At 71.6% G+C, this 21696-nt stretch carries 22 protein-coding genes and 1 tRNA gene; 11 read left to right on the top strand and 12 right to left on the bottom strand.

Annotated elements, in window-relative coordinates:
- The first annotated feature begins 46 nt into the window (after nucleotides 1–46).
- Nucleotides 47–640 (top strand): TetR/AcrR family transcriptional regulator, encoded by a 594-nt coding sequence (locus tag ACWDZ4_RS16280; RefSeq protein WP_451509047.1) that lies wholly within the window; start codon nucleotides 47–49, stop codon nucleotides 638–640.
- Nucleotides 641–866: 226 nt separating this feature from the next.
- On the opposite strand, the gene ACWDZ4_RS16285 is transcribed toward ACWDZ4_RS16280, so the two are convergent.
- From ACWDZ4_RS16285 to ACWDZ4_RS16315, 7 genes are all read right to left on the bottom strand, one after another.
- Nucleotides 867–2081, bottom strand: a complete 1215-nt coding sequence (locus ACWDZ4_RS16285) for an acyl-CoA dehydrogenase family protein (protein ID WP_451509048.1) — start codon at nucleotides 2079–2081, stop codon at nucleotides 867–869.
- A gap of 9 nt (nucleotides 2082–2090) precedes the next feature.
- Complete coding sequence (locus ACWDZ4_RS16290) at nucleotides 2091–3116, bottom strand: phosphotransferase family protein (protein ID WP_451509090.1); 1026 nt, start codon at nucleotides 3114–3116, stop codon at nucleotides 2091–2093.
- A 101-nt stretch (nucleotides 3117–3217) separates the two neighbouring features.
- A complete protein-coding gene (locus ACWDZ4_RS16295; RefSeq protein ID WP_451509049.1) occupies nucleotides 3218–4129 on the bottom strand; it encodes an MBL fold metallo-hydrolase in 912 nt (303 codons plus the stop codon).
- 100 nt (nucleotides 4130–4229) lie between these two features.
- Nucleotides 4230–4526, bottom strand: a complete 297-nt coding sequence (locus ACWDZ4_RS16300; protein WP_451509050.1) for a hypothetical protein — start codon at nucleotides 4524–4526, stop codon at nucleotides 4230–4232.
- A gap of 111 nt (nucleotides 4527–4637) precedes the next feature.
- Nucleotides 4638–4964, bottom strand: coding sequence for a DUF202 domain-containing protein (locus ACWDZ4_RS16305; RefSeq protein WP_451509051.1), 327 nt, complete (start codon nucleotides 4962–4964; stop codon nucleotides 4638–4640).
- Nucleotides 4961–5359: a YidH family protein gene (locus tag ACWDZ4_RS16310; protein WP_451509052.1), complete on the bottom strand. Its 399-nt coding sequence runs from the start codon at nucleotides 5357–5359 to the stop codon at nucleotides 4961–4963. The genes ACWDZ4_RS16305 and ACWDZ4_RS16310 overlap by 4 nt, the downstream gene beginning before the upstream one ends.
- 10 nt (nucleotides 5360–5369) lie before the next feature.
- A complete protein-coding gene (locus ACWDZ4_RS16315) occupies nucleotides 5370–5909 on the bottom strand; it encodes an NUDIX domain-containing protein (protein ID WP_451509053.1) in 540 nt (179 codons plus the stop codon).
- Nucleotides 5910–6090: 181 nt separating this feature from the next.
- Here ACWDZ4_RS16315 and ACWDZ4_RS16320 point away from each other — a divergent pair, with 181 nt between their 5' ends.
- Entirely contained in the window at nucleotides 6091–7746 is a 1656-nt protein-coding gene (locus ACWDZ4_RS16320) for an FAD-binding dehydrogenase (protein WP_451509054.1), read from the top strand.
- 94 nt (nucleotides 7747–7840) lie between these two features.
- On the opposite strand, the gene ACWDZ4_RS16325 is transcribed toward ACWDZ4_RS16320, so the two are convergent.
- The gene (locus tag ACWDZ4_RS16325) at nucleotides 7841–8281 is read right to left on the bottom strand and encodes an ASCH domain-containing protein (protein WP_451509055.1); all 441 of its coding nucleotides are present in this window, start codon (nucleotides 8279–8281) and stop codon (nucleotides 7841–7843) included.
- A gap of 167 nt (nucleotides 8282–8448) precedes the next feature.
- Here ACWDZ4_RS16325 and ACWDZ4_RS16330 point away from each other — a divergent pair, with 167 nt between their 5' ends.
- Entirely contained in the window at nucleotides 8449–9399 is a 951-nt protein-coding gene (locus ACWDZ4_RS16330) for a hypothetical protein (protein WP_451509056.1), read from the top strand.
- Nucleotides 9400–9470: 71 nt separating this feature from the next.
- Nucleotides 9471–11024: an APC family permease gene (locus tag ACWDZ4_RS16335; protein ID WP_451509091.1), complete on the top strand. Its 1554-nt coding sequence runs from the start codon at nucleotides 9471–9473 to the stop codon at nucleotides 11022–11024.
- A gap of 198 nt (nucleotides 11025–11222) precedes the next feature.
- Here the strand turns inward: ACWDZ4_RS16335 and ACWDZ4_RS16340 are convergent, their stop codons facing one another.
- Both ACWDZ4_RS16340 and ACWDZ4_RS16345 read right to left on the bottom strand, forming a co-directional pair.
- A complete protein-coding gene (locus ACWDZ4_RS16340; RefSeq protein WP_451509057.1) occupies nucleotides 11223–12620 on the bottom strand; it encodes a GntT/GntP/DsdX family permease in 1398 nt (465 codons plus the stop codon).
- A 33-nt stretch (nucleotides 12621–12653) separates the two neighbouring features.
- Nucleotides 12654–13184, bottom strand: coding sequence for a gluconokinase (locus tag ACWDZ4_RS16345; protein ID WP_451509058.1), 531 nt, complete (start codon nucleotides 13182–13184; stop codon nucleotides 12654–12656).
- A gap of 135 nt (nucleotides 13185–13319) precedes the next feature.
- On the opposite strand from ACWDZ4_RS16345, the gene ACWDZ4_RS16350 reads away from it, so the two are divergent.
- The 3 genes from ACWDZ4_RS16350 to ACWDZ4_RS16360 all read left to right on the top strand — a co-directional run bounded on the left by ACWDZ4_RS16350 (nucleotide 13320) and on the right by ACWDZ4_RS16360 (nucleotide 16311).
- The gene (locus tag ACWDZ4_RS16350) at nucleotides 13320–14021 is read left to right on the top strand and encodes a FadR/GntR family transcriptional regulator (protein WP_451509059.1); all 702 of its coding nucleotides are present in this window, start codon (nucleotides 13320–13322) and stop codon (nucleotides 14019–14021) included.
- Between the two features lie 99 nt (nucleotides 14022–14120).
- Nucleotides 14121–14858, top strand: coding sequence for a FadR/GntR family transcriptional regulator (locus ACWDZ4_RS16355; RefSeq protein ID WP_451509060.1), 738 nt, complete (start codon nucleotides 14121–14123; stop codon nucleotides 14856–14858).
- On the top strand, nucleotides 14851–16311 hold the full coding sequence (locus tag ACWDZ4_RS16360; RefSeq protein WP_451509061.1) for an amino acid permease: 1461 nt from the start codon (nucleotides 14851–14853) through the stop codon (nucleotides 16309–16311). Before ACWDZ4_RS16355 ends, ACWDZ4_RS16360 begins: the two co-directional genes overlap by 8 nt.
- Nucleotides 16312–16369: 58 nt before the next feature.
- Here ACWDZ4_RS16360 and ACWDZ4_RS16365 read toward each other — a convergent pair whose 3' ends face one another.
- The gene (locus ACWDZ4_RS16365) at nucleotides 16370–17161 is read right to left on the bottom strand and encodes a TetR/AcrR family transcriptional regulator (RefSeq protein WP_451509062.1); all 792 of its coding nucleotides are present in this window, start codon (nucleotides 17159–17161) and stop codon (nucleotides 16370–16372) included.
- Between the two features lie 23 nt (nucleotides 17162–17184).
- Between ACWDZ4_RS16365 and ACWDZ4_RS16370 the strand changes: the two genes are divergently transcribed.
- From ACWDZ4_RS16370 to ACWDZ4_RS16385, 4 genes are all read left to right on the top strand, one after another.
- Nucleotides 17185–17988, top strand: coding sequence for a hypothetical protein (locus ACWDZ4_RS16370; RefSeq protein WP_451509063.1), 804 nt, complete (start codon nucleotides 17185–17187; stop codon nucleotides 17986–17988).
- 26 nt (nucleotides 17989–18014) lie between these two features.
- Nucleotides 18015–19661: an amidohydrolase gene (locus tag ACWDZ4_RS16375; RefSeq protein ID WP_451509064.1), complete on the top strand. Its 1647-nt coding sequence runs from the start codon at nucleotides 18015–18017 to the stop codon at nucleotides 19659–19661.
- A 66-nt stretch (nucleotides 19662–19727) separates the two neighbouring features.
- On the top strand, nucleotides 19728–20816 hold the full coding sequence (locus ACWDZ4_RS16380; protein ID WP_451509065.1) for an S-(hydroxymethyl)mycothiol dehydrogenase: 1089 nt from the start codon (nucleotides 19728–19730) through the stop codon (nucleotides 20814–20816).
- Nucleotides 20813–21451 carry an MBL fold metallo-hydrolase gene (locus tag ACWDZ4_RS16385; protein ID WP_451509066.1) on the top strand — a complete coding sequence of 213 codons (639 nt, stop codon included), beginning with the start codon at nucleotides 20813–20815 and terminating at the stop codon, nucleotides 21449–21451. The genes ACWDZ4_RS16380 and ACWDZ4_RS16385 overlap by 4 nt, the downstream gene beginning before the upstream one ends.
- A 38-nt stretch (nucleotides 21452–21489) precedes the next feature.
- On the opposite strand, the gene ACWDZ4_RS16390 is transcribed toward ACWDZ4_RS16385, so the two are convergent.
- Nucleotides 21490–21577 (bottom strand) — tRNA-Leu (locus ACWDZ4_RS16390).
- Between the last annotated feature and the right edge of the window lie 119 nt (nucleotides 21578–21696).

The following is a 21696-nucleotide window of genomic DNA, read 5'->3' on the forward strand; positions in this document are numbered from 1 at the left end:
CTCCACACTCCCCCCAGGTTGTTTCGACGAAAGGCAGGTGGCGGCAATGGCCAGGACGACGGACGGGAGCGGCATCCCCGTCCCCCAGCGACTGCTGGCCGCCGCCACCCGCCTCTTCGCCGAGCGCGGCTACGACCGCACGTCGGTGCAGGAGATCGTCGAGGCGGCCGGTGTCACCAAGGGCGCGCTCTACCACTACTTCGGCTCCAAGGACGACCTGCTGCACGAGGTGTACGCCCGTGTCCTGCGCCTCCAGCAGGAGCGCCTCGACGCGTTCGCCGACGCCGAGGCGCCGGTGGAGCAGCGGCTGCGGGACGCGGCGGCGGACGTGGTGGTCACGACCATCGACAACCTGGACGACGCGTCGATCTTCTTCCGCTCCATGCACCACCTGAGCCCGGAGAAGGACAAGCAGGTACGGGCGGAACGGCGCCGCTACCACGAGCGGTTCCGCGCGCTGGTCGAAGAGGGCCAGAAGGCGGGGGTCTTCTCGACGGCGACCCCGGCCGACCTGGTGGTGGACTATCACTTCGGCTCCGTCCACCACCTGTCGACGTGGTACCGCCCGGACGGCCCCCTCACGCCGCAGCAGGTGGCGGACCACCTGGCGGACCTGTTGCTGCGGGCGCTGCGGCCGTAGGGGGCGGCGCCGGGGTCGGGTGGGGCCGCGCGGGGCTTTCCCCCGCCCGCCCCCTCCCGAAACCGGGGGCAACCCCCCAGACCTCCAGGACGCCCCCGGGACGCCCCCGGGACGTCCTACGCGCGTTCGAGGAGCGGGGTCCGGGGCAGCGCCCCGGCTCGGGAAGGGGCCGCGCGGGGGCAGGCCCGCCGCAGGCGCACCCGTACCCCACGCCCCCCACACCTCGTTAGACGTACTTCTTCAGCTCGCGCCGCGCCAGCGACCGCTGGTGCACCTCGTCCGGCCCGTCCGCCAGCTTCAGCGTCCGCGCTCCCGCCCACAGCTCCGCCAGCGGGAAGTCCTGGCTGACCCCGCCCGCGCCGTGCAGCTGCACCGCCTTGTCGATGATGTCGACGACCGCCCGCGGCGTGGCGATCTTGATCGCCTGGATCTCGGTGTGCGCCCCGCGGTTGCCCACCGTGTCCATCAGCCACGCCGTCTTGAGCACCAGCAGCCGCAGCTGCTCGACCGTCACCCGCGCGTCCGCGATCCAGTTGTGCACGACGCCCTGCTGGGCGAGCGGCTTGCCGAAGGCCGTACGCTCCACCGCCCGGCGGCACATCAGCTCGATCGCCCGCTCCGCCATGCCGATCAGCCGCATGCAGTGGTGGATTCGCCCCGGGCCGAGGCGGGCCTGGGCGATGGCGAAGCCGCCGCCCTCCTCGCCGACGAGAGCGGACGCGGGCACGCGCGCCCCGTCGAAGACGACCTCGGCGTGGCCCCCGTGGGAGTGGTCCTCGTACCCGTACACCTGCATCGCGCGCCGGATCTCGACCCCCGGCGTGTCGCGCGGCACCAGGATCATCGACTGCTGACGGCGGACGTCCGCGCCGTCCGGGTCGGTCTTGCCCATCACGATGAAGATCTTGCAGTCCGGGTTCATCGCCCCGGAGATGTACCACTTGCGTCCCGTGACGACGTACTCGTCGCCATCACGCTCGATCCGGGTCTCGATGTTCGTCGCGTCCGACGAGGCGACCTCCGGCTCGGTCATCGCGAACGCCGACCGGATCTCGCCCGCGAGCAGCGGCTCCAGCCACTGCTTCTTCTGCTCGTCCGAGGCGAACTGGGCGAGCAGCTCCATGTTCCCGGTGTCCGGAGCCGCGCAGTTGAGGGCCGTCGGCGCCAACTGGGGGCTGCGGCCGGTGATCTCCGCGAGCGGAGCGTACTGGAGGTTGGTCAGCCCGGCTCCGTACCCCGCATCGGGGAGGAAGAGGTTCCACAGGCCCTGCCGGCGCGCCTGCGCCTTGAGGTCCTCCACCACCTGCGGGGTGTCCCACGGCGAGGCGAGGCGTGCGCGCTGCTCGTGGGCGACGGCCTCGGCCGGGTACACGAACTCGTCCATGAAGGCGAGGAGTCCGGCGCGGAGCTCTTCGGTCCGGGCGTCGTATGCGAAGTCCATGATGGTGCCTCAGCCTTCCTGGAGGGTGGTCAGACCGTGCTCGATGAAGACGGGCACGAGGTCGCCGATCCGGTCGAAGCCGGCGCCGACGGTCTGCCCGAGCGTGTAGCGGTAGTGGATGCCTTCGAGGATCACGGCGAGCTTGAACCAGGCGAACGCCGTGTACCAGGCGATGCCGGAGGTGTCCCGGCCGGACCCGGCGGCGTACCGTTCGACGATCTCGCGCGCCGACGGGTGGCCCGGGGCGCCGGACGTCGTGGAGACGGGGGAGTCGGGCAGGCCCAGCTCGGAGCTGTACATCACGAGGAGCCCGAGGTCGGTCAGCGGGTCGCCGAGCGTCGACATCTCCCAGTCGAGGACGGCGTTGATCCGGTCGCCCGGGCCACCGATCAGGACGTTGTCGAGCCGGTAGTCGCCGTGCACGACCGTGGGCACGGGGGAGCCGGGCAGGGAGCGGCCGAGCGCGGCGTGCAGCTCGTCGATGCCCGCCAGCTCGCGGTTGCGGGAGGCGTCGAGCTGCTTGCCCCAGCGGCGCAGCTGCCGGTCGAGGAAGCCCTCGGGACGGCCGAAGTCGCCGAGACCCACCGCCTCGGGGTCCACGGCGTGCAGGGCGACGAGGGTGTCGACGAGACCCAGTACGGCGGCGCGGGTGCGCTCGGCGCCCAGCGCGGCGAGCTCGTCGGCCGTACGGTACGGAACGCCCTCCACGAACTCCATGACGTAGAACGGCGACCCCAGGACCGACTCGTCCTCGCACAGCAGCACCGGCGCGGGCACCGGCACGTCCGTCGGATGCAGGGCGCTGATCACCCGGAACTCGCGCTTCATGTCGTGCGCGGTCGCCAGCACGTGGCCGAGCGGCGGCCGCCGCACCACCCACCGGGACGTGCCGTCCGTGACGGCGTACGTCAGGTTCGAGCGGCCCCCCTCGATGAGCCGGGCGCCGAGCGGTCCGCGCACCAGCCCCGGCCGTTCGCAGTCGAGGTGACCGCGCAGCCGATCGGGATCGAGACCTGGCGGGTGGACTGCGCTCACTGCGCTCATGGGGGCACCTCCGGGGGCGAACAATCGTCGCGCCTCATCATGCCGACCAGTCGGTATGCCGTCCAGTGTGCCGACGTGCCCCGAGACGGGGATCACGCGTGGCAGGCGACCGGTTTCCCGCCGTTCATGACCGCCATGTCACCGAAGACGAGCACCGGATCGAGCGGCGAGCCCTCCGGCAGACCGTCCAGTTCGGCGTACGCGCGGTGCAGATTGGCGACGAGCCGCTCGCTCTCGCGCAGCTCGGCGAAGTCCCCGGGACCGGCCTCCTGCGCGGTCTCCAGGGGCGTACGCCCCTTGGCGTGCCCGGCCTCGGCGAGCTCGGCGACGTACCGCAGGTAGCGCTCGGTCGCGTCGTACGCCGACGGGTCGGTGACGGGGCCGTGGCCGGGCACGACGGTGTCGGCGCCGAGCGAGCGGAGCAGGTCGAGCGCGCGCAGGGAACCGCTGAGCGATCCCATGGGGAGGAAGGGCGTGCCGCCCTGGAAGACCAGGTCACCGGTGAAGACGATCCCGTACTCCGGCAGGTGGACGACCGAGTCGCCGGTGGTGTGCGCGACGCCCGGGTGGAGGATCCGCACCTCGGTGCCGCCCGCGTGGACGGTGAGCCGTTCGCTGTAGGTGAGGGCGGGGGCGGTGACGGTGATGTCACCGAAGTCGTTGTGCGGCCACACCAGGTGCAGCTGGAGCCCGGCGGCCAGGACCTCGGCGCGGCAGGTGTCGTGCCCGACGACGGTGGCCTCGGGCAGGAAGACGCTGTTGCCGTAGGTGTGGTCGCCGTGGTGGTGGGTGTTGACGACGGTGCGGGGGAGTGGCGCGCCAGTCGCGAGGAGCGCTTCGCGCAGGGCGTGCGCGCGGCGCTCGGTGGCGGCGGTGTCGACGAGGAGGGTCGAAGCGCCGTCGCTGACGAATCCCGCGTTGTTCAGGCACCATCCGCCGTCCGGCTGGATGTAGGCGTGCACCTGGGGCGCGAGCCGGACGGTGTACGGGTCGGTGGCGGGCAATGGGGTTCCCCCGGTCGGTGGCCGAACTGGTCGGACCGAGCCTGCCAGTTGACGGCCGCCCGGGGGAAGGGAGACCGGGGGCCGGACCGGAATCCTGTGATCAGTGGTCGTCCCAGTGGCCGTCGTGAGCGGCGTGGCGGTGGCCGTCGTGGACGTAGTCGAGGTGGTCGCCGTGTGTGACGGCGCTGTGCCCGCAGTCCTGGCCGTGCTGATGCGGGTGACTGCCGTGCGTGATGTGATCCGCGGACTCGCACTCGTCCCAGTGCCCGGAATGCTCCCGGTGCAGGTGCCCGTTGTGCGCGTAGTCGGTGTGGTCGCCGTGCGGCACCGCGGTGTGCCCGCAGTCCTGGCCGTGCGTGTGCCCGTGAGTGGCGTGCTCCTGGTGGAGGAGGGTCATCGTACTCACCTCTGGTGCGATTCCAGATGCTTTGCGGTACTTCAAGGCTAGTCCCGAACGCCCGCTTCATCCGGGTCCGCCTCCGGTTCCGGGTCCGGGTCCGGTCCCGGGTCAGACCACGATCGCCACGGCGAACCCGGCGAGGGCGATCGTGCAGGCCGTCGCCGTCAGCGCGGCGCCCACCGGCATCGGGGCCGGCCGGGCCGTGCCGCCGACGGCCTGGATGCGGCGGTGGGCGACCCGCAGGAACCCCAGCCAGACGAGCACGCAGAGCGCCGCGGCGATCACCGGGGCCACGCCGGCCCCGTCCTGGACCGCCTGCTTCGCCGCGAGCACGGCCACCACCGTGCAGGACAGCGTGGTCCTGCGCCAGGCCAGCCGGGTCCGCTCCGGCTGAAGGCCGGGGTCCCTGGCGGGAACGGGGGTGGCGGAGGTCAACGGCTGCCCCCCCAGCCGAAGAGGACGACCACCACCATGGCGACCGCGACGACGGCGACCACGAGGCTCAGCAGCGTCGGGAAGCGGGTGACGGGAAGATCCTCGCCGCGCCGCATGGCCCGCTCGCAGCGCACCCAGTGGTTGACCGCCCGCAGCGCGCACAGCACCCCGGCCGCCAGCAGCCCGAGCGCCATGCCGGCCCGGACCCCCCAGGCCAGGCCCGGCAGGAACTGGTCGACCGCGAAACCGCCGCCGATGAGAGCCAGCGCGGTACGGATCCAGGCGAGGAAGGTGCGCTCGTTGGCCAGCGAGAAGCGGTAGTCGGGGGTCTCGCCTTCCTCCCTGATGCGCTGTGGCGCGAACCACAGCCGCAGACTCCGCGCGAACTCGATCATCCACCGCACCCTACCGGCCGGATTCGGCCGAACCGCCTTCGAAGGCGCGCAGCCGTTCCCACGCCGCCAGGCCGTCCGGCACCCACTCCCACCCCGGGCCGGCGAGCCGCCGTTCCAGCTCCGCCCGGGTCAGGAAGCCGTGCCACGCGACTTCCTCCGGCTGCGGGTCCACCGGCAGGTCGCAGCGCACCTCGTAGACGTACGACCACCAGGTCCGCGTGGCGTCGTCGCTCTCGTACAGGAACTTGAACAGCGGCACGGGAGCGGGCAGCCCCGGGACGCCCAGCTCCTCCTCCGCCTCCCGCAGCGCCGCCTCGTCGTACGACTCGCCCGCGCCGACGACCCCGCCCACGAACATGTCGTACATCGAGGGGAAGACCAGCTTCACCGGCGTCCTGCGGTGCACGAAGTACCGGCCTTCGCCGTCCCGCGCCAGGACGAAGACGCAGCGGTGGCGCAGACCGCGCGCGTACGCCTCACCGCGCGGGGCCTGCCCGGTCACCTCGTCGTTCTCGTCGACGATGTCCAGGATTTCTTCAGCGGGACTCACCGGGCTCCGGGGACTCGGGCCCACCGGACTCTCGGGGCCCTCAGGACGCGCAGGATTCATACGGGCCATCCCATCCCACCCCCGGGGACCTGTTGACGCTCCGCTCGCCGCTGCCGAAGATCTGACGCACGAGTAACCTCGCGCTCGGATCGTTCCACTCGCCCCGGCAAGGACGGAAACCATGGCGTACGACGCTGATGTGATCGTGATCGGGGCGGGCCTCGCCGGCCTGGCGGCCACCGCGGAACTCGTCGACGCGGGCCGCAAGGTGATCCTGCTCGACCAGGAACCCGAGCAGTCCGTCGGCGGCCAGGCGCACTGGTCCTTCGGCGGGCTCTTCTTCGTCGACTCGCCCGAGCAGCGCCGCATGCGCATCAAGGACAGCCGCGAGCTGGCCCTCCAGGACTGGCGCGGCACGGCCGGCTTCGACCGGGAGGAGGACCACTGGCCGCGCAAATGGGCCGAGGCGTACGTCGACTTCGCCGCCGGTGAGAAGAGGGCCTGGCTGCACGGGCAGGGCGTGCGCTTCTTCCCGGTCGTCGGCTGGGCCGAGCGCGGCGGCTACGACGCCACCGGGCACGGCAACTCCGTACCCCGCTTCCACATCACCTGGGGCACGGGCCCCGGGCTCGTCGCCCCCTTCGAGCGCCGTGTGCGCGACGGCGTGGCGCGCGGTCTGGTCCGGCTGAGGTTCCGCCACCGCGTCACCGGTCTCGCCCGCAGCGCCGGGTCGGTGGACACCGTCACCGGGGAGGTCCTGGAGCCCTCGGCCGCCGTGCGCGGCGCCGCCAGCAGCCGGAAGACGGCCGGGTCCTTCGAGTTCAGGGCCCAGGCGGTGATCGTCACCTCGGGCGGCATCGGCGGCAACCACGATCTCGTACGCGCCAACTGGCCGCAGCGGCTCGGCACGCCGCCCGCCTCGATGCTCTCCGGCGTACCCGCGCACGTCGACGGCCTGATGCTCGGCGTCGCGGAGGCGGCCGGCGGCCGCATGATCAACCGTGACCGGATGTGGCACTACACGGAGGGCATCCAGAACTGGGACCCGATCTGGGCCAAGCACGGCATCCGCATCCTCCCCGGCCCCTCGTCCCTCTGGTTCGACGCCCGCGGCAGGCGGCTGCCCGTACCCCTCTTCCCCGGCTTCGACACCCTGGGCACGCTCGACCACATCATGAAGACGGGGTACGACTACACCTGGTTCGTCCTCGACCAGAAGATCATCGGCAAGGAGTTCGCCCTCTCGGGGTCCGAGCAGAACCCGGACCTGACGGGGAAGTCGGTCCGTGACGTCATCGGCCGCGCGCGGGCCGATGTCCCCGGCCCCGTCAAGGCGTTCATGGACAAGGGCGCGGACTTCGTCGTCGAGAAGGACCTGGCCTCACTGGTGCGCGGCATGAACGCGCTCACCGAGGAGCCGCTGATCGACGAGGCCGCGCTGCGCCGCGAAATCACCGCCCGCGACCGGGAGACCACCAACACCTTCACCAAGGACCTCCAGGTGATGGCGGTCCGCGGCGCCCGCAACTACCTGGGCGACAAGCTCATCCGTACGGCCCCGCCGCACCGCATCCTCGACCCGAAGGCGGGTCCGCTCATCGCCGTACGCCTGCACATCCTCACCCGCAAGTCGCTCGGCGGCCTGGAGACCGACCTGTCCTCGCGGGTGCTCACGGAGGGCGGCGACGCACTGCCCGGCGTGTACGCGGCGGGCGAGGCTGCGGGGTTCGGCGGAGGCGGCGTACACGGCTACCGCTCCCTGGAGGGCACCTTCCTGGGCGGCTGCCTCTTCTCCGGCCGCACGGCGGGCCGCGCGGCGGCGAAGGCGGTGGCGTAGGCGCCGGCATGGGCGGCGGCGAAGCCGGTGGCGGTGGCGGTGGCGTAAGAGCGTGGTGCGGGCGTTGGCGCGGGCGTTGGTGCGGGCGCACCGCCTACACCAACGCCGTCCCGTCCAGCCGCTCCACGACCCGGAAGCGCTCGGCGACGACCGCCGTCGTGTCGTCGACCGTGAACTCCGGGTCGCCCAGCGCCTCCCGCATCTCCTCGCTGTGCCAGAACCTCTCGTGCCCCGCACGCCAGGCGGCCACCGACGCGTACCCCTCGCCCTCGTCCAGCGCGTGCTGGAGGTCCACGTCGCCGAGCGCCAGCACCCGCACCTCGGTCAGCTCGACCACCGCGACCTCGCGGCCGTCCGAGCCGATCACCACGGAACGCTCACCGACCGGCGGCAGCTCCTCCTTCTCCGCCTCGTACTCGGCGAGCAGACCGGTCGTCGACACTTTCTCGCCGGACAGCACGGCGGCGACCAGCCGGTCGCGCAGCGGCCCGGGAAAGGCGAACAGGCACGGCGGCAGCGGTGGGCGTTCAGGCATGGGACAAGCCTAGGGCTTGGGGGAAGCGGGATGCGGGAGGTCGGAGCGTTTTCAACTACCGCGCCGCAGCTCAAAGTTGGTTTAGACCGGCCTTGACGCGAAGCATCCCCTACCGGTTTGCTGTGCGTGATCAGACGCTCGCACACTGCGCCGTGGAGGACTCGCGGATGCCCCCACTTCCGCCATCCCTCGGCCGCTCGCGCCGCCGTACCGACCGCTCCTTCGACCCCGCCCTCGACGACACCGCACTCGTCGAGGTGCGCGCCCAGTTGATCCAGGGCCGCTGGACCAAGGCCCGTTCCCTGATCGCCGCGACCGGCGACGACTGGGACCGCCGGGGCCACCGCCTCGTCGTACTCGCCCAGGCCGCCGGCGTCGCCGCCTGGGCCGGGGACTGGCTGCTCGCCGAGCCCGAGAGCGCCGACGCCGTCACCCTCGTCGCCTGCGCCGCCGTCCTCGGCACACTGCGCGGCAAGGAACCCGAGGCCCTGGCGCGCGAGGCGTGCCGCCGCGCCGCCGAACGCGCGCCCGCCGACCCGACCCCCTGGCTCGCCCTGCTGCTCCTGGCCCGCTCCCTCGGTACGGAGGAAGAGGTCACCCAGCTCTTCGACCAGGTACGGCTGCGCCACCCCGAGCACCACCACGCCCACCACCTGATGGCGGCCCGCCTCGCCGAACGCAGGCCGGACACCGGCAGCGACCCGCTCCACGAGGTGTACGACTTCGCCGCCTGGGCCGCCGAACAGGCCCCGGCCGACTCCCCGCTCGCCGTACTCCCCGTGGTCGCCCACGCCGAGCGCTACCGCGCCCTCGCCGTCGCGGGCCGGGAGTCGACGGACCCCGGGGCGTCCGGCCACTGGACCGGCCGCCGCGCCCGCCAGGTGATGAAGGCGGCGTTCGACTGGTGGCTGGAGTGGGAGCACGAGGGCCACCCGCGCCGCCTCGTCGACCTCAACTTCCTGGCCCACGCCAAGCTCTGCGAGGGCAGGCCCGCCGAGGCGGCCGCCTTGCTGGGCCGCATCGGCCCGCACGCCACCGAAGCCCCGTGGTCGTACCCCGGCCGGGACCCGCAGCAGGCTTTCCGCGCCGCGCGCAGTGCCGCGCTCGGCACCGCATGACTCGGCACCGCATGACGGGGCACCGCATGACTCCGCACGACACGTCACCGAAGCGAAGGGACAACCCCGCCATGTCGACGGGCAGTTCGAGCACGAGCGAGAAGAGCAGAAGCACCGGCGCAAGCGGCGAGATCCGTACGTACAAGGGGCAGGAGCGCGCGCTGCGGGCCGGCCGCCTCGGCACGACGGGTCTCCTTCTGTCCGTGCTGGCCGCGAGCGCCCCGCTCATGGTCGTCGCGGGTGTCATGCCCACCACATACGGCGTGATGGGCGTCGTCGGACAGCCCCTCCTCTTCGTCATCCTGGGTGTGGTCCTGATGCTGTTCAGCGTCGGATACGCCGAGATGAGCCGCCACGTCCACAACGCCGGCGCCTTCTACGCCTACATAGCCCGCGGCCTCGGCCCGACCGCCGGGGCCGGAGCCTCCCTGGTCGCCCTCGTCGCGTACAGCGCCATGCAGGTCGGCATCTACGGCATCCTCGGCTTCGAGATCTCCGGGATCTTCGCCACCTACCTCGACATCACCCTCGCCTGGTGGGTCCCCGCGCTCCTCGCCGTGCTGGCCGTCGGCGCGCTCGGCTGGCTCAAGATCGACCTCAACGCCAAGGTGCTCGGCGTCCTGCTGGTCGTCGAGTGCGCGCTCGTCGTGATCTTCGACGTGGCCGCCATCGCCGACCCGGCCAAGGAGGGCCTGTCCCTCCAGGCGTTCAACCCCGAGACCCTGACCGGAGCCGGACTCGGTACCGCGCTCTGCTTCTGCATCGCCGCCTTCGTCGGCTTCGAGCAGGCTCCGGTGTACGCCGAGGAGACCAGCCGCCCGCAGATCGTCGTCTCCCGCGTGATGTTCCTCGCCGTCGGCTACGCCGCGCTCTTCCTGGCGCTGAGCGCCTGGGCCCTCAGCGTCGCCGCCGGTCCCGGCCGGATCGTGAAGGTCGCCGGAGAGCAGGGGCCCGGCCTCCTCTTCACCCTCACCGAGAGCAGGCTCGGCTCCACCTTCACCGACGTGCTCCACATCCTCTTCGTGACCGGCATGTTCGCGGCGCTGCTCAGCTTCCACAACGTCGTCGCGCGGTACGCCTTCGCGATGGGCCGCGAGGGACTGCTGCCCGCCTCCTTCGGCCGTACGAACAAGACGAGCGGCGCGCCCGCCGCCGGATCGCTGCTCCAGTCCGGCGTGTCCGCGGCCGTCGTCCTCGCCTTCGCGCTCACCGACGACACACCGGTCGGCGACCCGACCGTGCCGGTGCTGCACCTGTTCACCTGGATGGGCAACGTCGGAGCGCTCGGCGTCATCGTGCTGATGGCCGCCGCGTCGCTCGCGGTCATCGCCTTCTTCGTACGCCGCGGGGCCGGCCGGGCGCAGGCGGGGCGTCTGGTGGCCTCCGGCATCGCCGGGGCGGCCCTGCTGGTCATCGCGTTCTACACGGTCAAGGACTTCGACGTACTCGTGGGCGCGGGTCCGGGCTCCGCACTGAGCTGGGTCCTGCCGGGCGTCATCGGCGCCGCACTCGTCGCGGGCCTGGTGTACGGCGCCGTACTGCGCCGCGCGAAGCCCGAGGTGCACGCCCGGATCGGCCTGGGCAACGAGGCGTTCCAGCTGGAGAAGCAGGCCACCGAAGCCTGACGGCGCCCGGGACGGACCGGACGCGAACCGGACGCACGTCCGACGGCCACCCGCGGTCCCTGTCGCCGGACACGGGGGACGGCCCCGATGCGCCCGCAGTCCCGGCGCTTGGTGCGCACCGGGACTGCGGACCGCCGGTGGGCGGAACGGGAACACCCGCTGTGGGCGGCGGAACACGAAGTTCCGCGCCACCGGCGCCTACAGGACGAGTGACAACAGCAGCACGAAGACCAGTGAGACCACCGAGATGATCGTCTCCATCACCGACCAGGTCTTGACGGTCTGGCCGACGTCCATGCCGAAGTACTCCTTCACCAGCCAGAATCCGGCGTCGTTGACGTGGCTGAAGAAGAGCGAGCCCGCACCCACCGCGAGGACCAGCAGCGCCGCGTGCGACGTCGACATGTCGGCCGCGAGCGGGGCGACGAGACCGGCCGCCGAGATGGTGGCCACGGTCGCCGAGCCCGTCGCGAGCCGGATGGCGACGGCGATCAGCCAGGCCAGCAGCAGCGTCGGGATCGCCCAGTCCTCGGAGAAGTCCAGGATCATCTGGCCGACACCCACGTCGATGAGCGTCTGCTTGAAGCCGCCGCCCGCGCCGACGATCATCAGCACGCCCGCGATCGGGGCGAGCGACTTCTCGACGGTCGTGGAGAGGCGGTCCTTGGTGAAGCCGGCGGCGCGGCCCAGCGTGAAGAGTCCCACCAGTACGGCCGCGAGCAGCGCGATCAGGGGCGAGCCGATGACGTCCGTGGCCCGCTGGACGACGTTCCCGGGATCGTCGACCACGATGTCCACGAGCGCCTTGGCCAGCATCAGCACGACCGGCAGCATCACCGTGGCGACGGTCGCGCCGAAGCCGGGACGGCGCTCCAGGTCCTCGGACGGACGCTGGAGAACCATCTTCTCGGGCACCGGTACGTCGACCCAGCGGGCGGCGTACTTCGAGAAGAGCGGGCCCGCGATGATCACGGTCGGGATCGCGACGAGCACACCGAGCGCCAGCGTGACGCCCAGGTTGGCGCCGATCGCGTCGATCGCGACCAGCGGGCCGGGGTGCGGCGGAATCAGCCCGTGCATCACGGACAGACCGGCCAGCGCCGGTATGCCGATCCGCATCAGCGAGTAGTTGCCGCGCTTGGCGACCAGCAGCACCACCGGGATCAGCAGCACGATGCCGACCTCGAAGAAGAGCGGCAGACCGATGATGCTCGCGATCAGCACCATCGCCCAGGGCATCGCCCGGCCGCTCGCCTTCGCGAGGATCGTGTCGACGATCTGGTCCGCGCCGCCGGAGTCGGCGAGCAGCTTGCCGAGGATCGCGCCGAGCGCGATCAGCACGCCGACGCCCGCGACCGTGTTGCCGAGGCCGGTCGAGAAGCTGGAGATGGCCTTGTCGAGAGGGGCGCCCGAGAACGCCCCGAGCGCCAGCGACCCGATGGTCAGCGCCAGGAAGGCGTGGAGCTTGAACTTCGTGATGAGCAGGACGATGACGGCGATGCCCGCGAGGACTGCTATCCCCAACTGGCCGTTGCCCGCCGAGGTGATCGGCTCGACGACGTCCGCTGCCAGCGTCTCGACGCTGAGACTGGTCACGGTCTTCTTCTTTCTGAAGTTCTTCCTGAAGTCTTACCGGCCGCTGTCGGACCGGCCGCTGTCGAGCCGGCGCAGGGCCGCGACGGCTCGCTCGGTGATGTCCTCGGGGGTGCCGGAGACATCCACGGACACGCCCGCCTCGTCCTCCTGGAGCGGCTGCAGGGTGGCGTACTGCGAATCGAGCAGCGCGGTGGGCATGAAGTGGCCCCTGCGCTCGCGCATCCGCTCCTCGATCAGCTTCCGGTCGCCCGTGAGGTGCAGGAACACGGCGTCGGGGGCGGCCGCCCGCAGCCGGTCGCGGTAGGACCGCTTGAGCGCGGAGCTGCTCACGACGCCGCCGAGCCCGGCCCTGCCGTGCGCCCACCGGCCGATCGAGTCGAGCCAGGGCCACCGGTCCGAGTCGTCCAGCGGGGTGCCGGCGGACATCTTGGCGATGTTGGCCGGGGGGTGGAAGTCGTCACCCTCGGCGTACGGGACGCCGAGCCGTCCGGCGAGCAGGGGACCGATGGTGGTCTTGCCGGTCCCTGCCACGCCCATCACCACGACGACGTGGGGGCTGTTCATGAGTCGAGTGCCTCGCTGTCTTCTTCGACATCGGTCCGTCGCGCTACTGAAACCTATTAGGTACGACGTATTCAAGAGGCTGTGACATAAACGTCGTACTTTTTGTTCCCGGCGGGCGCCCCGTACGCTGACCCCATGACCAACCAGGCCCGGGGACTGCACGCCCAGCTGCTGGAATGCCTCGGTCCCGCGATCACCGCCGGTGAGTACCCGCCCGGCAGCGTGCTGCGTACGGACGAGCTCGCCCGGCGCTTCGACGTCTCGCGCACGGTGATCCGCGAAGCGGTCCGGGTCCTGGAGTCGATGCACCTCGTGGAGTCCCGGCGCCGGGTGGGCGTGACCGTGCGCCCCGCCGAGGAGTGGAACGTCTACGACCCGCAGGTCATCCGGTGGCGGCTGGCCGGTGCCGACCGCCCCCGCCAGCTGCGCTCCCTGACCGTCCTGCGCTCCGCCGTGGAGCCGGTGGCCGCCGGACTCGCCGCGCAGTTCGCGACCCCGGAGCAGTGCGCGGAGCTCACCGAGCGCGCGCTCGGCATGGTCGCCACCTCGCGCGGCCGGCAGCTCGACGCGTACCTCGTGCACGACATCGCCTTCCACCGCGTGGTACTGCGTGCATCAGGCAATGAGATGTTCGCCCGGCTCGGCGACGTGGTGGCGGAGGTCCTCACCGGGCGCACCAGGCACCAGGTGATGTTCGAGGACCCGGACCCCACTGCCGTCACGCTGCACGTCCAAGTCGCCGAAGCCGTAAGGGAAGGTGACGCGGTACGGGCCGAGCGGCTCACCCGCGAGATCGCCGTCGGCGCCCTCCAGGAGCTCGATGTCCTCGCCCCGTGATACGTCCCGAATGTCCGTCTCATTATCCTTTTCTTCGCCTTAAATCAACTCTTCGGTCACTCTTGACGCTTGCGTGTCCGACCTCCGAGCATTCTCCGCATGGTCTTGTCAGACAGCCGGACAGGTGGGGACTCACCCCGGCGCATCAGCGCGATGGAAGCCGTCCTCACCCACCTCCGGGAGGCGATAGAGCGGGGAGAGCTCGCCGTCGGCGAGAAACTCCCCACGGAGGCGGAGCTCGGCAAGCGCTTCGAGGTCAGCCGCTCCGTCGTGCGGGAGGCCCTGCGCGCCCTCCAGGCGCTCGGTCTCACGGTGTCCCGGGCCGGCAAGGGCACGTACGTCGCGGCGAACGGGCCCGACCAGAATCCGGTCTTCGGCGCGTACTCCTCCCGCGACCTGCTCGAAGTGCGGCGGCACGTCGAGATCCCCGTCGCGGGTTACGCTGCTCTTCGGCGGACGCAGGACGATGTCGACCTGCTGACGCGTCTGATCGGGAAGATGGAGCAGGAGTCCGATCCCGCCGCGTGGGTGACGCTGGACACGCTCTTCCACACCTGTGTCGCACAGGCTTCGGGCAATCCTGTCTTCCGCAAGATCATCGAAGAGATCAGGGACGCTCTCGCCCGGCAGTCCACCTTCCTGAACCAGCTCGGGGACCGGCGACGCCAGTCGGACCTCGAACACCGGGCCCTCGTGGACGCCATCGTCCGCGGCTCCGAGGGGGCGGCCTTACAGGCGATGACCGCCCACCTCGAACACGTCGAGACCACTCTTCACGCGATCGTGCGGCCCGGTGCCGCACTCCCCCCAAATGAAGGCGAAAAAATTCATGAGTGACCGCACTCTGTCTGCGGCCCCGGCCGGTCCCGCCGACCCCGTGTCGACATCCCCACATGTCGATGCGGGTGACGAGGGTTACAGCAAGGACCTCAAGTCCCGCCACATCAACATGATCGCCATCGGCGGAGCGATAGGCACCGGCCTGTTCCTGGGCGCGGGCGGCCGGATGGCGGGCGCGGGCCCGTCCCTGGCCATCGCCTACGCGGTCTGCGGCGTCTTCGCCTTCTTCGTCGTCCGCGCACTGGGCGAGCTGGTCCTCTACCGCCCGTCCTCCGGCGCCTTCGTCTCCTACGCCCGTGAGTTCATGGGGGAGAAGGGCGCCTTCGCGGCGGGCTGGCTGTACTTCCTCAACTGGTCGACCACCGCGGTGGCCGACATCACGGCCGCCGCGACCTACGCCCACTTCTGGGCCATGTTCAGCGACGTACCCCAGTGGCTCCTCGCCCTGATCGCCCTCGCCGTCGTCCTCACCGCGAACCTGATCTCGGTGAAGTACTTCGGCGAGATGGAGTTCTGGTTCGCGATCGTCAAGGTCGCCGCCCTGGTGGTCTTCATGGCCATCGGCATCTACCTCGTCGTCACCCAGCACCAGCTCGACGGCCACACCCCGGGCTTCTCCACCATCAGCGACGGTGGCGGCCTGTTCCCGGTCGGCATGCTGCCGATGCTCCTGGTCATCCAGGGCGTCGTCTTCGCGTACGCCTCGGTCGAACTGTGCGGCGTCGCCGCGGGCGAGACCAAGAACCCCGAGAAGATCATGCCGAAGGCGATCAACTCGATCATGTGGCGCGTCGGCATCTTCTACGTCGGATCCGTCGTCCTGCTCGCGCTGCTGCTCCCGTACACCGCGTACTCCGGCGACGAGAGCCCCTTCGTCACCGTCATGAACAAGCTCGGCGTCGCCGGCGCCGCCGACGTCATGAACCTCGTCGTCCTGACGGCGGCCCTCTCCAGCCTGAACTCCGGCCTGTACTCCACCGGCCGCATCCTGCGCTCCATGGCGCTGGCGGGCTCCGCGCCGAAGTTCACGGGCCGCATGAACAAGGGCCAGGTCCCGTACGGCGGCATCCTGCTCACCGCCGGCTTCGGCGTCCTGGGCGTCGGCCTCAACTACGTCATGCCCGGCGAGGCCTTCGAGATCGTCCTCAACTTCGCGTCGATCGGCATCCTCGGCACCTGGGGCATGATCATGCTGTGCTCGCTGCTCTTCTGGCGCCGCGCCCAGGAGGGCAAGGTCACCCGCCCCTCCTACCGGCTGCCCTGGGCCCCGTACACGCAGATCGTCACGCTGGCCTTCCTCGCCAGCGTCGTCGTCCTGATGTGGTGGGGCGGCGGCATCGGCCGTACGACCGTGATGTGCCTCCCGCTGATCGCGGCGGCCCTGGTCGGCGGCTGGTTCGTGGTCCGCAAGCGGGTCGACACGATCGCGGCGGAGCGCAAGAGCCTCTAGGACGTGCCTGCGCGGGCGTGCCCGCGACCACCGGACGGGCTGAAGTCGCCGGGCGGCTTCAGCCCGTCCGGCGTTCACGGACCGGGGCCCGGGGCGGAGCCCCGGCGGTGGAAGCGGGCGGGGCGGTGGAAGCGGGCGGGGCGGGGGGAAGAACCGCCCCCAGCCGGGCCTCCGCCGCCGCCAGCACCATCTCCAGCGCGGCCGGATACCCGCTGTGCCCCATCTCCGCCACCAGCACCCGCGCGGTCGCGGCGATGTGCGGATGGCTGTCCTCCGGCAGTCGCGCGTACGTCCCCCGCCAGGCCCGCTCCTCCGCCTCCCGCGCCCCCGCCGGCAGCGCGAGCGTCGCCGCGTCCAGCGCCGCGAACGACAGCGTCTGGTCCACGAAGACGTGGTAGATCCGCACCGCCTCGGTGTCCGGGAACCCGGCCCGGCGCAGGACGCCCAGGATCGTCTCCACCGCCCGGATCTCGTTCGCCCGCCCCGTCACCCGCGCGCACGTCAGCATCGCCGCCTGCGGATGCGCCTGGTAGTCGGCGTGCATCATCAGACCCAGCGTGCGCAGGTCGGCGCGCCACTCGCCGCTCGGCCGAAAGCGCCGCAGCGTACGGCCGATCAGCTCGTCCGCCACCGCGAGCAGCAGATCGTCGGTGTCCCGGAAGTACCGGTAGAGCGCGCTGGGGTCGGCCCCCAGCGACGCGCCGAGCCGCCGCACCGTCAGCGCCGCCGCCCCGTGTTCCCCGATCAGCCGCAGCGCGGTGTCCACGATCAGGCGCTCCGACAGGACCGTGCCCTGCTTGGTGGGACGCCTGCGCCGCCGGGCCCGCTCCGCCACCACTCGCTCACTCATGCGCGCACCTTATGACAACGCCGTTGACGTGTGGAGTCCCCGAAGAGTTCGATGTGCCGCCGGCGGGGCCGACGGACGAGCCCCCGGCGAAGGAGCGACATGACGGTTTCACGCACCCCCCACCGGGTCGGCCCGCCCGCCCCCGGGCGGCCGGCGACCGGTCCCGCACCCCTGAGGAAGAGCCTCGGCGTACTGGACGGCATCGCCATCGCCTCCTCCACCGCGGCCACCACCAGCATCGGCATCGGCCTGGGCGTCACCGCGAGCGCGTACACCCGGCTCAACAAGGACGAGCCCAGCATGGGCAACGGCTACGCCTGGGTCGGCCGCTCCCTCAACCCCTGGTTCGGCTTCCTGCCGGCTGGATCGGCGTCGTCGCCACGGTCGTCTTCCTCGCCTACACCACGGCCGTCACCGGCTCCGCCCTGCTGCACCTGGCCGGCGAGGCGGGCCTGCGCACCGTCGCGGGACTGCGCCTGGACCCGGACTCCACCGCCCAGTCCACCTCCCTCGGCATCCTGGTCCTGATCGCCGTCACCCTCACCGCCGTCACCGGGACCCGGTCCGCCGCGAACCTCCAGAAGTACCTGCTGGCCTTCGAGTACGCCGTTCTGCTCGGCCTCGGCGGCTACCTCGGCTGGACGTTCTGCACCTCCGCCGACCACTTCGAAGTCAGCCCGGACAACGGATGGTTCATGCTCCTGTGTCCCGGGCTCATGCTGCTCGGCGGAGTGGTGGCCGCGGCCTGGGCGAAGTGGTTCCGCAAGTCCCCGTACTTCGCCACCGGACAGACCAGCACAGCCCCCACCCCCACCGAACCCGCCTGACCACTCCCGACCGAGGGGAACCGCACATGGCCCACCACTCTCCCGCCGACCTCGTCTTCACCGGCGGCCCCGTCCTCACCCTGGACGCCGCCCGCACCCGCGCCACCACCGTCGTCGTCACCGGCGACCGCGTCACCGCCGTCGGCCACGACGAGGTCCGCGACCTCATCGGCCCGAAGACCGAAGTCGTCGACCTCGCCGGGAAACTACTCCTCCCCGGCTTCCAGGACGCCCACATCCACCCCGTCTCGGCCGGCCTGGAACTGGCCCAGTGCGACCTGACCGGTGCCCGTACCGCCGCCGAGACCGTGGCCGCCGTACGGGCGTACGCCCAGTCCCGGCCCGAAGAGGAGTGGATCACCGGCGGCGGCTGGTCCATGGAGGCGTTCGAAGGCGGCAGCCCCACCAAGGACCTGCTCGACGCCGTGGTCCCCGACCGGCCCGTCTACCTCCCCAACCGCGACCACCACGGAGCCTGGGCCAACAGCCGCGCCCTGGACCTCGCCGGCATCGACCGCACCACCCCCGACCCCGCCGACGGCCGCATCGAACGGGACGCCCACGGCGAGCCCACCGGCCTCCTCCAGGAGGGCGCCATGGACCTGGTCGCCCGCCTCACCCCGCCCTCCACACCCGCCGACCGGCTCGCCGCCCTGCTCCGCGCCCAGCGGCTGCTCCACTCGTACGGCATCACCGCCTGGCAGGACGCCATCGTCGGCACCTTCGGCGCGATGGACGACCCCTCCGACGCGTACGTCGCCGCCGCCCGCGACGGATCGCTCACCGCCCGCGTCACCGGTGCCCTGTGGTGGGACCGCGAGCGCGGCGCCGAGCAGATACCCGGGCTCGTCGCCCGCCGCGAGGAGCTGAGCCACGGCCGGTTCCGCGCCGGATCGGTGAAGATCATGGTGGACGGAGTCGCCGAGACGGGCACCGCCGCCCTCCTCGCCCCGTACCTGGACGGCTGCGGCTGCGCCACGGCCAACCGCGGCACCAGCTTCATCGCCCCCGCCGACCTGTGCCGGTACGTCACCGGACTCGACGCCCTCGGCTTCCAGACCCACTTCCACGCCCTCGGCGACCGCGCCGTACGCGAGGCCCTGGACGCGATCGAAGCGGCCCGCGCCGCCAACGGACGGCGGGACACCCGCCCGCACCTCGCCCACCTGCAAGTCGTCCACCCCGACGACATCGGCCGCTTCCGGGAACTCGGCGCCACCGCCAACATCCAGCCCCTGTGGGCCGCGCACGAACCGCAGATGGACGAACTGACCATCCCCTTCCTCGGTCCGGAGCGGGCCGGCCACCAGTACCCCTTCGCGGCGCTGCTGCGCTCCGGCGCCACCCTCGCGGCGGGCAGCGACTGGCCGGTCAGCAGCCCCGACCCGCTGCACGGCGTCCACACCGCGGTCAACCGGATCGCGCCGGGCGGCACAGGACCCGCCTTCCTCCCCGACCAGCGCATCGGCCTGACCGCAGCCCTCGCCGCGTACACGGCGGGCTCCGCCCATGTGAACCACCTCGACGACACCGGCAGCGTCCGCGCCGGAGCCCTCGCCGACCTGGTGGTGCTGGACCGCGACCCGTACGCGGCACCGCCCGGAGAGATCGCCGAGACCCGCGTCGCCGGCACCTACGTGGGCGGACAGCGGGTCTACGACGCCGGTCTGTAGAGCGAGTACGGTGCGGATGCGGTGCCCGTATTCCACTACTCCACGCGCGAGGAAGGAAGTTCACGTATGACACAGCAGGTCCAGGGGGTAATCGCCCCGGGGAGGAACGAGCCGGTGCGGGTGGAGACGATCCTGGTCCCCGATCCCGGCCCCGGCGAGGCCGTCGTGAGAATCCAGGCGTGCGGCGTCTGCCACACCGACCTGCACTACAAGCAGGGCGGCATCAACGACGACTTCCCCTTCCTCCTCGGCCACGAGGCGGCGGGCATCGTCGAGACGGTCGGCGAAGGCGTCACCGGCATCACCCCCGGCGACTTCGTCATCCTCAACTGGCGTGCGGTGTGCGGCCAGTGCCGGGCCTGTCTGCGCGGCCGCCCCCAGTACTGCTTCGACACCCGCAACGCCCGGCAGAAGATGACCCTGCTCGACGGGACCGAGCTGTCCCCGGCGCTCGGCATCGGCGCGTTCGCCGAGAAGACCCTGGTCGCGGCCGGCCAGTGCACCAAGGTCGACCCGTCCGTCTCGCCCGCAGTCGCCGGCCTGCTGGGCTGCGGCGTCATGGCGGGCATCGGCGCCGCCGTCAACACCGGCCGGGTCGGCCGCGGCGACTCGGTCGCCGTCATCGGCTGCGGCGGGGTCGGCGACGCGGCGATCGTGGGCGCCCGGCTCGCGGGCGCATCGAAGATCATCGCGGTCGACATCGACGACCGCAAACTGGCGACCGCCCGCACCATGGGCGCCACCCACACCGTCAACTCCCGCTCCACCGACCCCGTCGAGGCCGTCCGCGAACTCACCGGCGGATTCGGCGCCGACGTGGTCATCGAGGCGGTGGGCCGCCCCGAGACGTACCGGCAGGCGTTCTACGCCCGCGACCTGGCCGGCACCGTGGTCCTCGTCGGCGTCCCCACCCCCGACATGCGGCTCGACCTCCCCCTGATCGACGTCTTCGGCCGCGGCGGAGCCCTCAAGTCCTCCTGGTACGGCGACTGCCTGCCCTCCCGCGACTTCCCGATGCTGATCGACCTGCACCAGCAGGGCCGTATCGACCTCGCCGCCTTCGTCACCGAGACCATCGGCCTCGGCGACGTCGAGAAGGCCTTCACCCGCATGCACCAGGGCGACGTACTGCGCTCGGTGGTGGAATTCGCATGACCTCCGCATCCGCACGCATCGACCACCTGACCACCTCCGGCACCTTCTCCCTCGACGGCGGCACCTGGGAGGTCGACAACAACGTCTGGATCGTCGGCGACGACACCGAGGCGATCGTCATCGACGCCGCCCACGACGCCGACGCCATCCTGACCGCCCTCGGCGGCCGCACCCTGCGCGCCGTCGTCTGCACCCACGCCCACAACGACCACATCGACGCGGCACCGGCCCTCGCCGCCGCCACGGGCGCACCGATCCTGCTCCACCCCGACGACCTGCCCCTGTGGAAGCACACCCACCCCGACCGCGCTCCCGACGGCGAACTCACCGACGGCCGGGCCCTCACCGTCGCAGGCACCACACTGACCGTCCTGCACACCCCGGGACACGCCCCCGGCGCGGTCTGCCTGTACGCCCCGGAGCTGGCCACCGTCTTCACCGGCGACACCCTCTTCGCCGGCGGCCCCGGCGCCACCGGCCGGTCCTTCTCCCACTTCCCCACGATCGTCGACTCGATCCGCGACCGCCTGCTCACCCTGCCCCCGGACACGGCGGTCCGCACCGGCCACGGCGACGGCACCACCATCGGGGCGGAGGCCCCGCACCTCCAGGAGTGGATCGCCAGAGGGCACTGAAAACAGAAGAACCCCCAGTTCCACTGGGGGTTCTTCGCTGGTGTCCGAGGGGGGACTTGAACCCCCACGCCCGATAAAGGGCACTAGCACCTCAAGCTAGCGCGTCTGCCATTCCGCCACCCGGACAAGGTGTCTGTCTCGCGGCCCCGGGCCGTTCCGACGTGGAAAACCATAGCAAACATTCAGACCCCCTGATCACACCCCCGGACCGGCAGCGGGAGGATGAGGGCGGCCACCAGCAACGC

It is taken from the genome of Streptomyces sp. NPDC003016 (genome assembly GCF_053591455.1).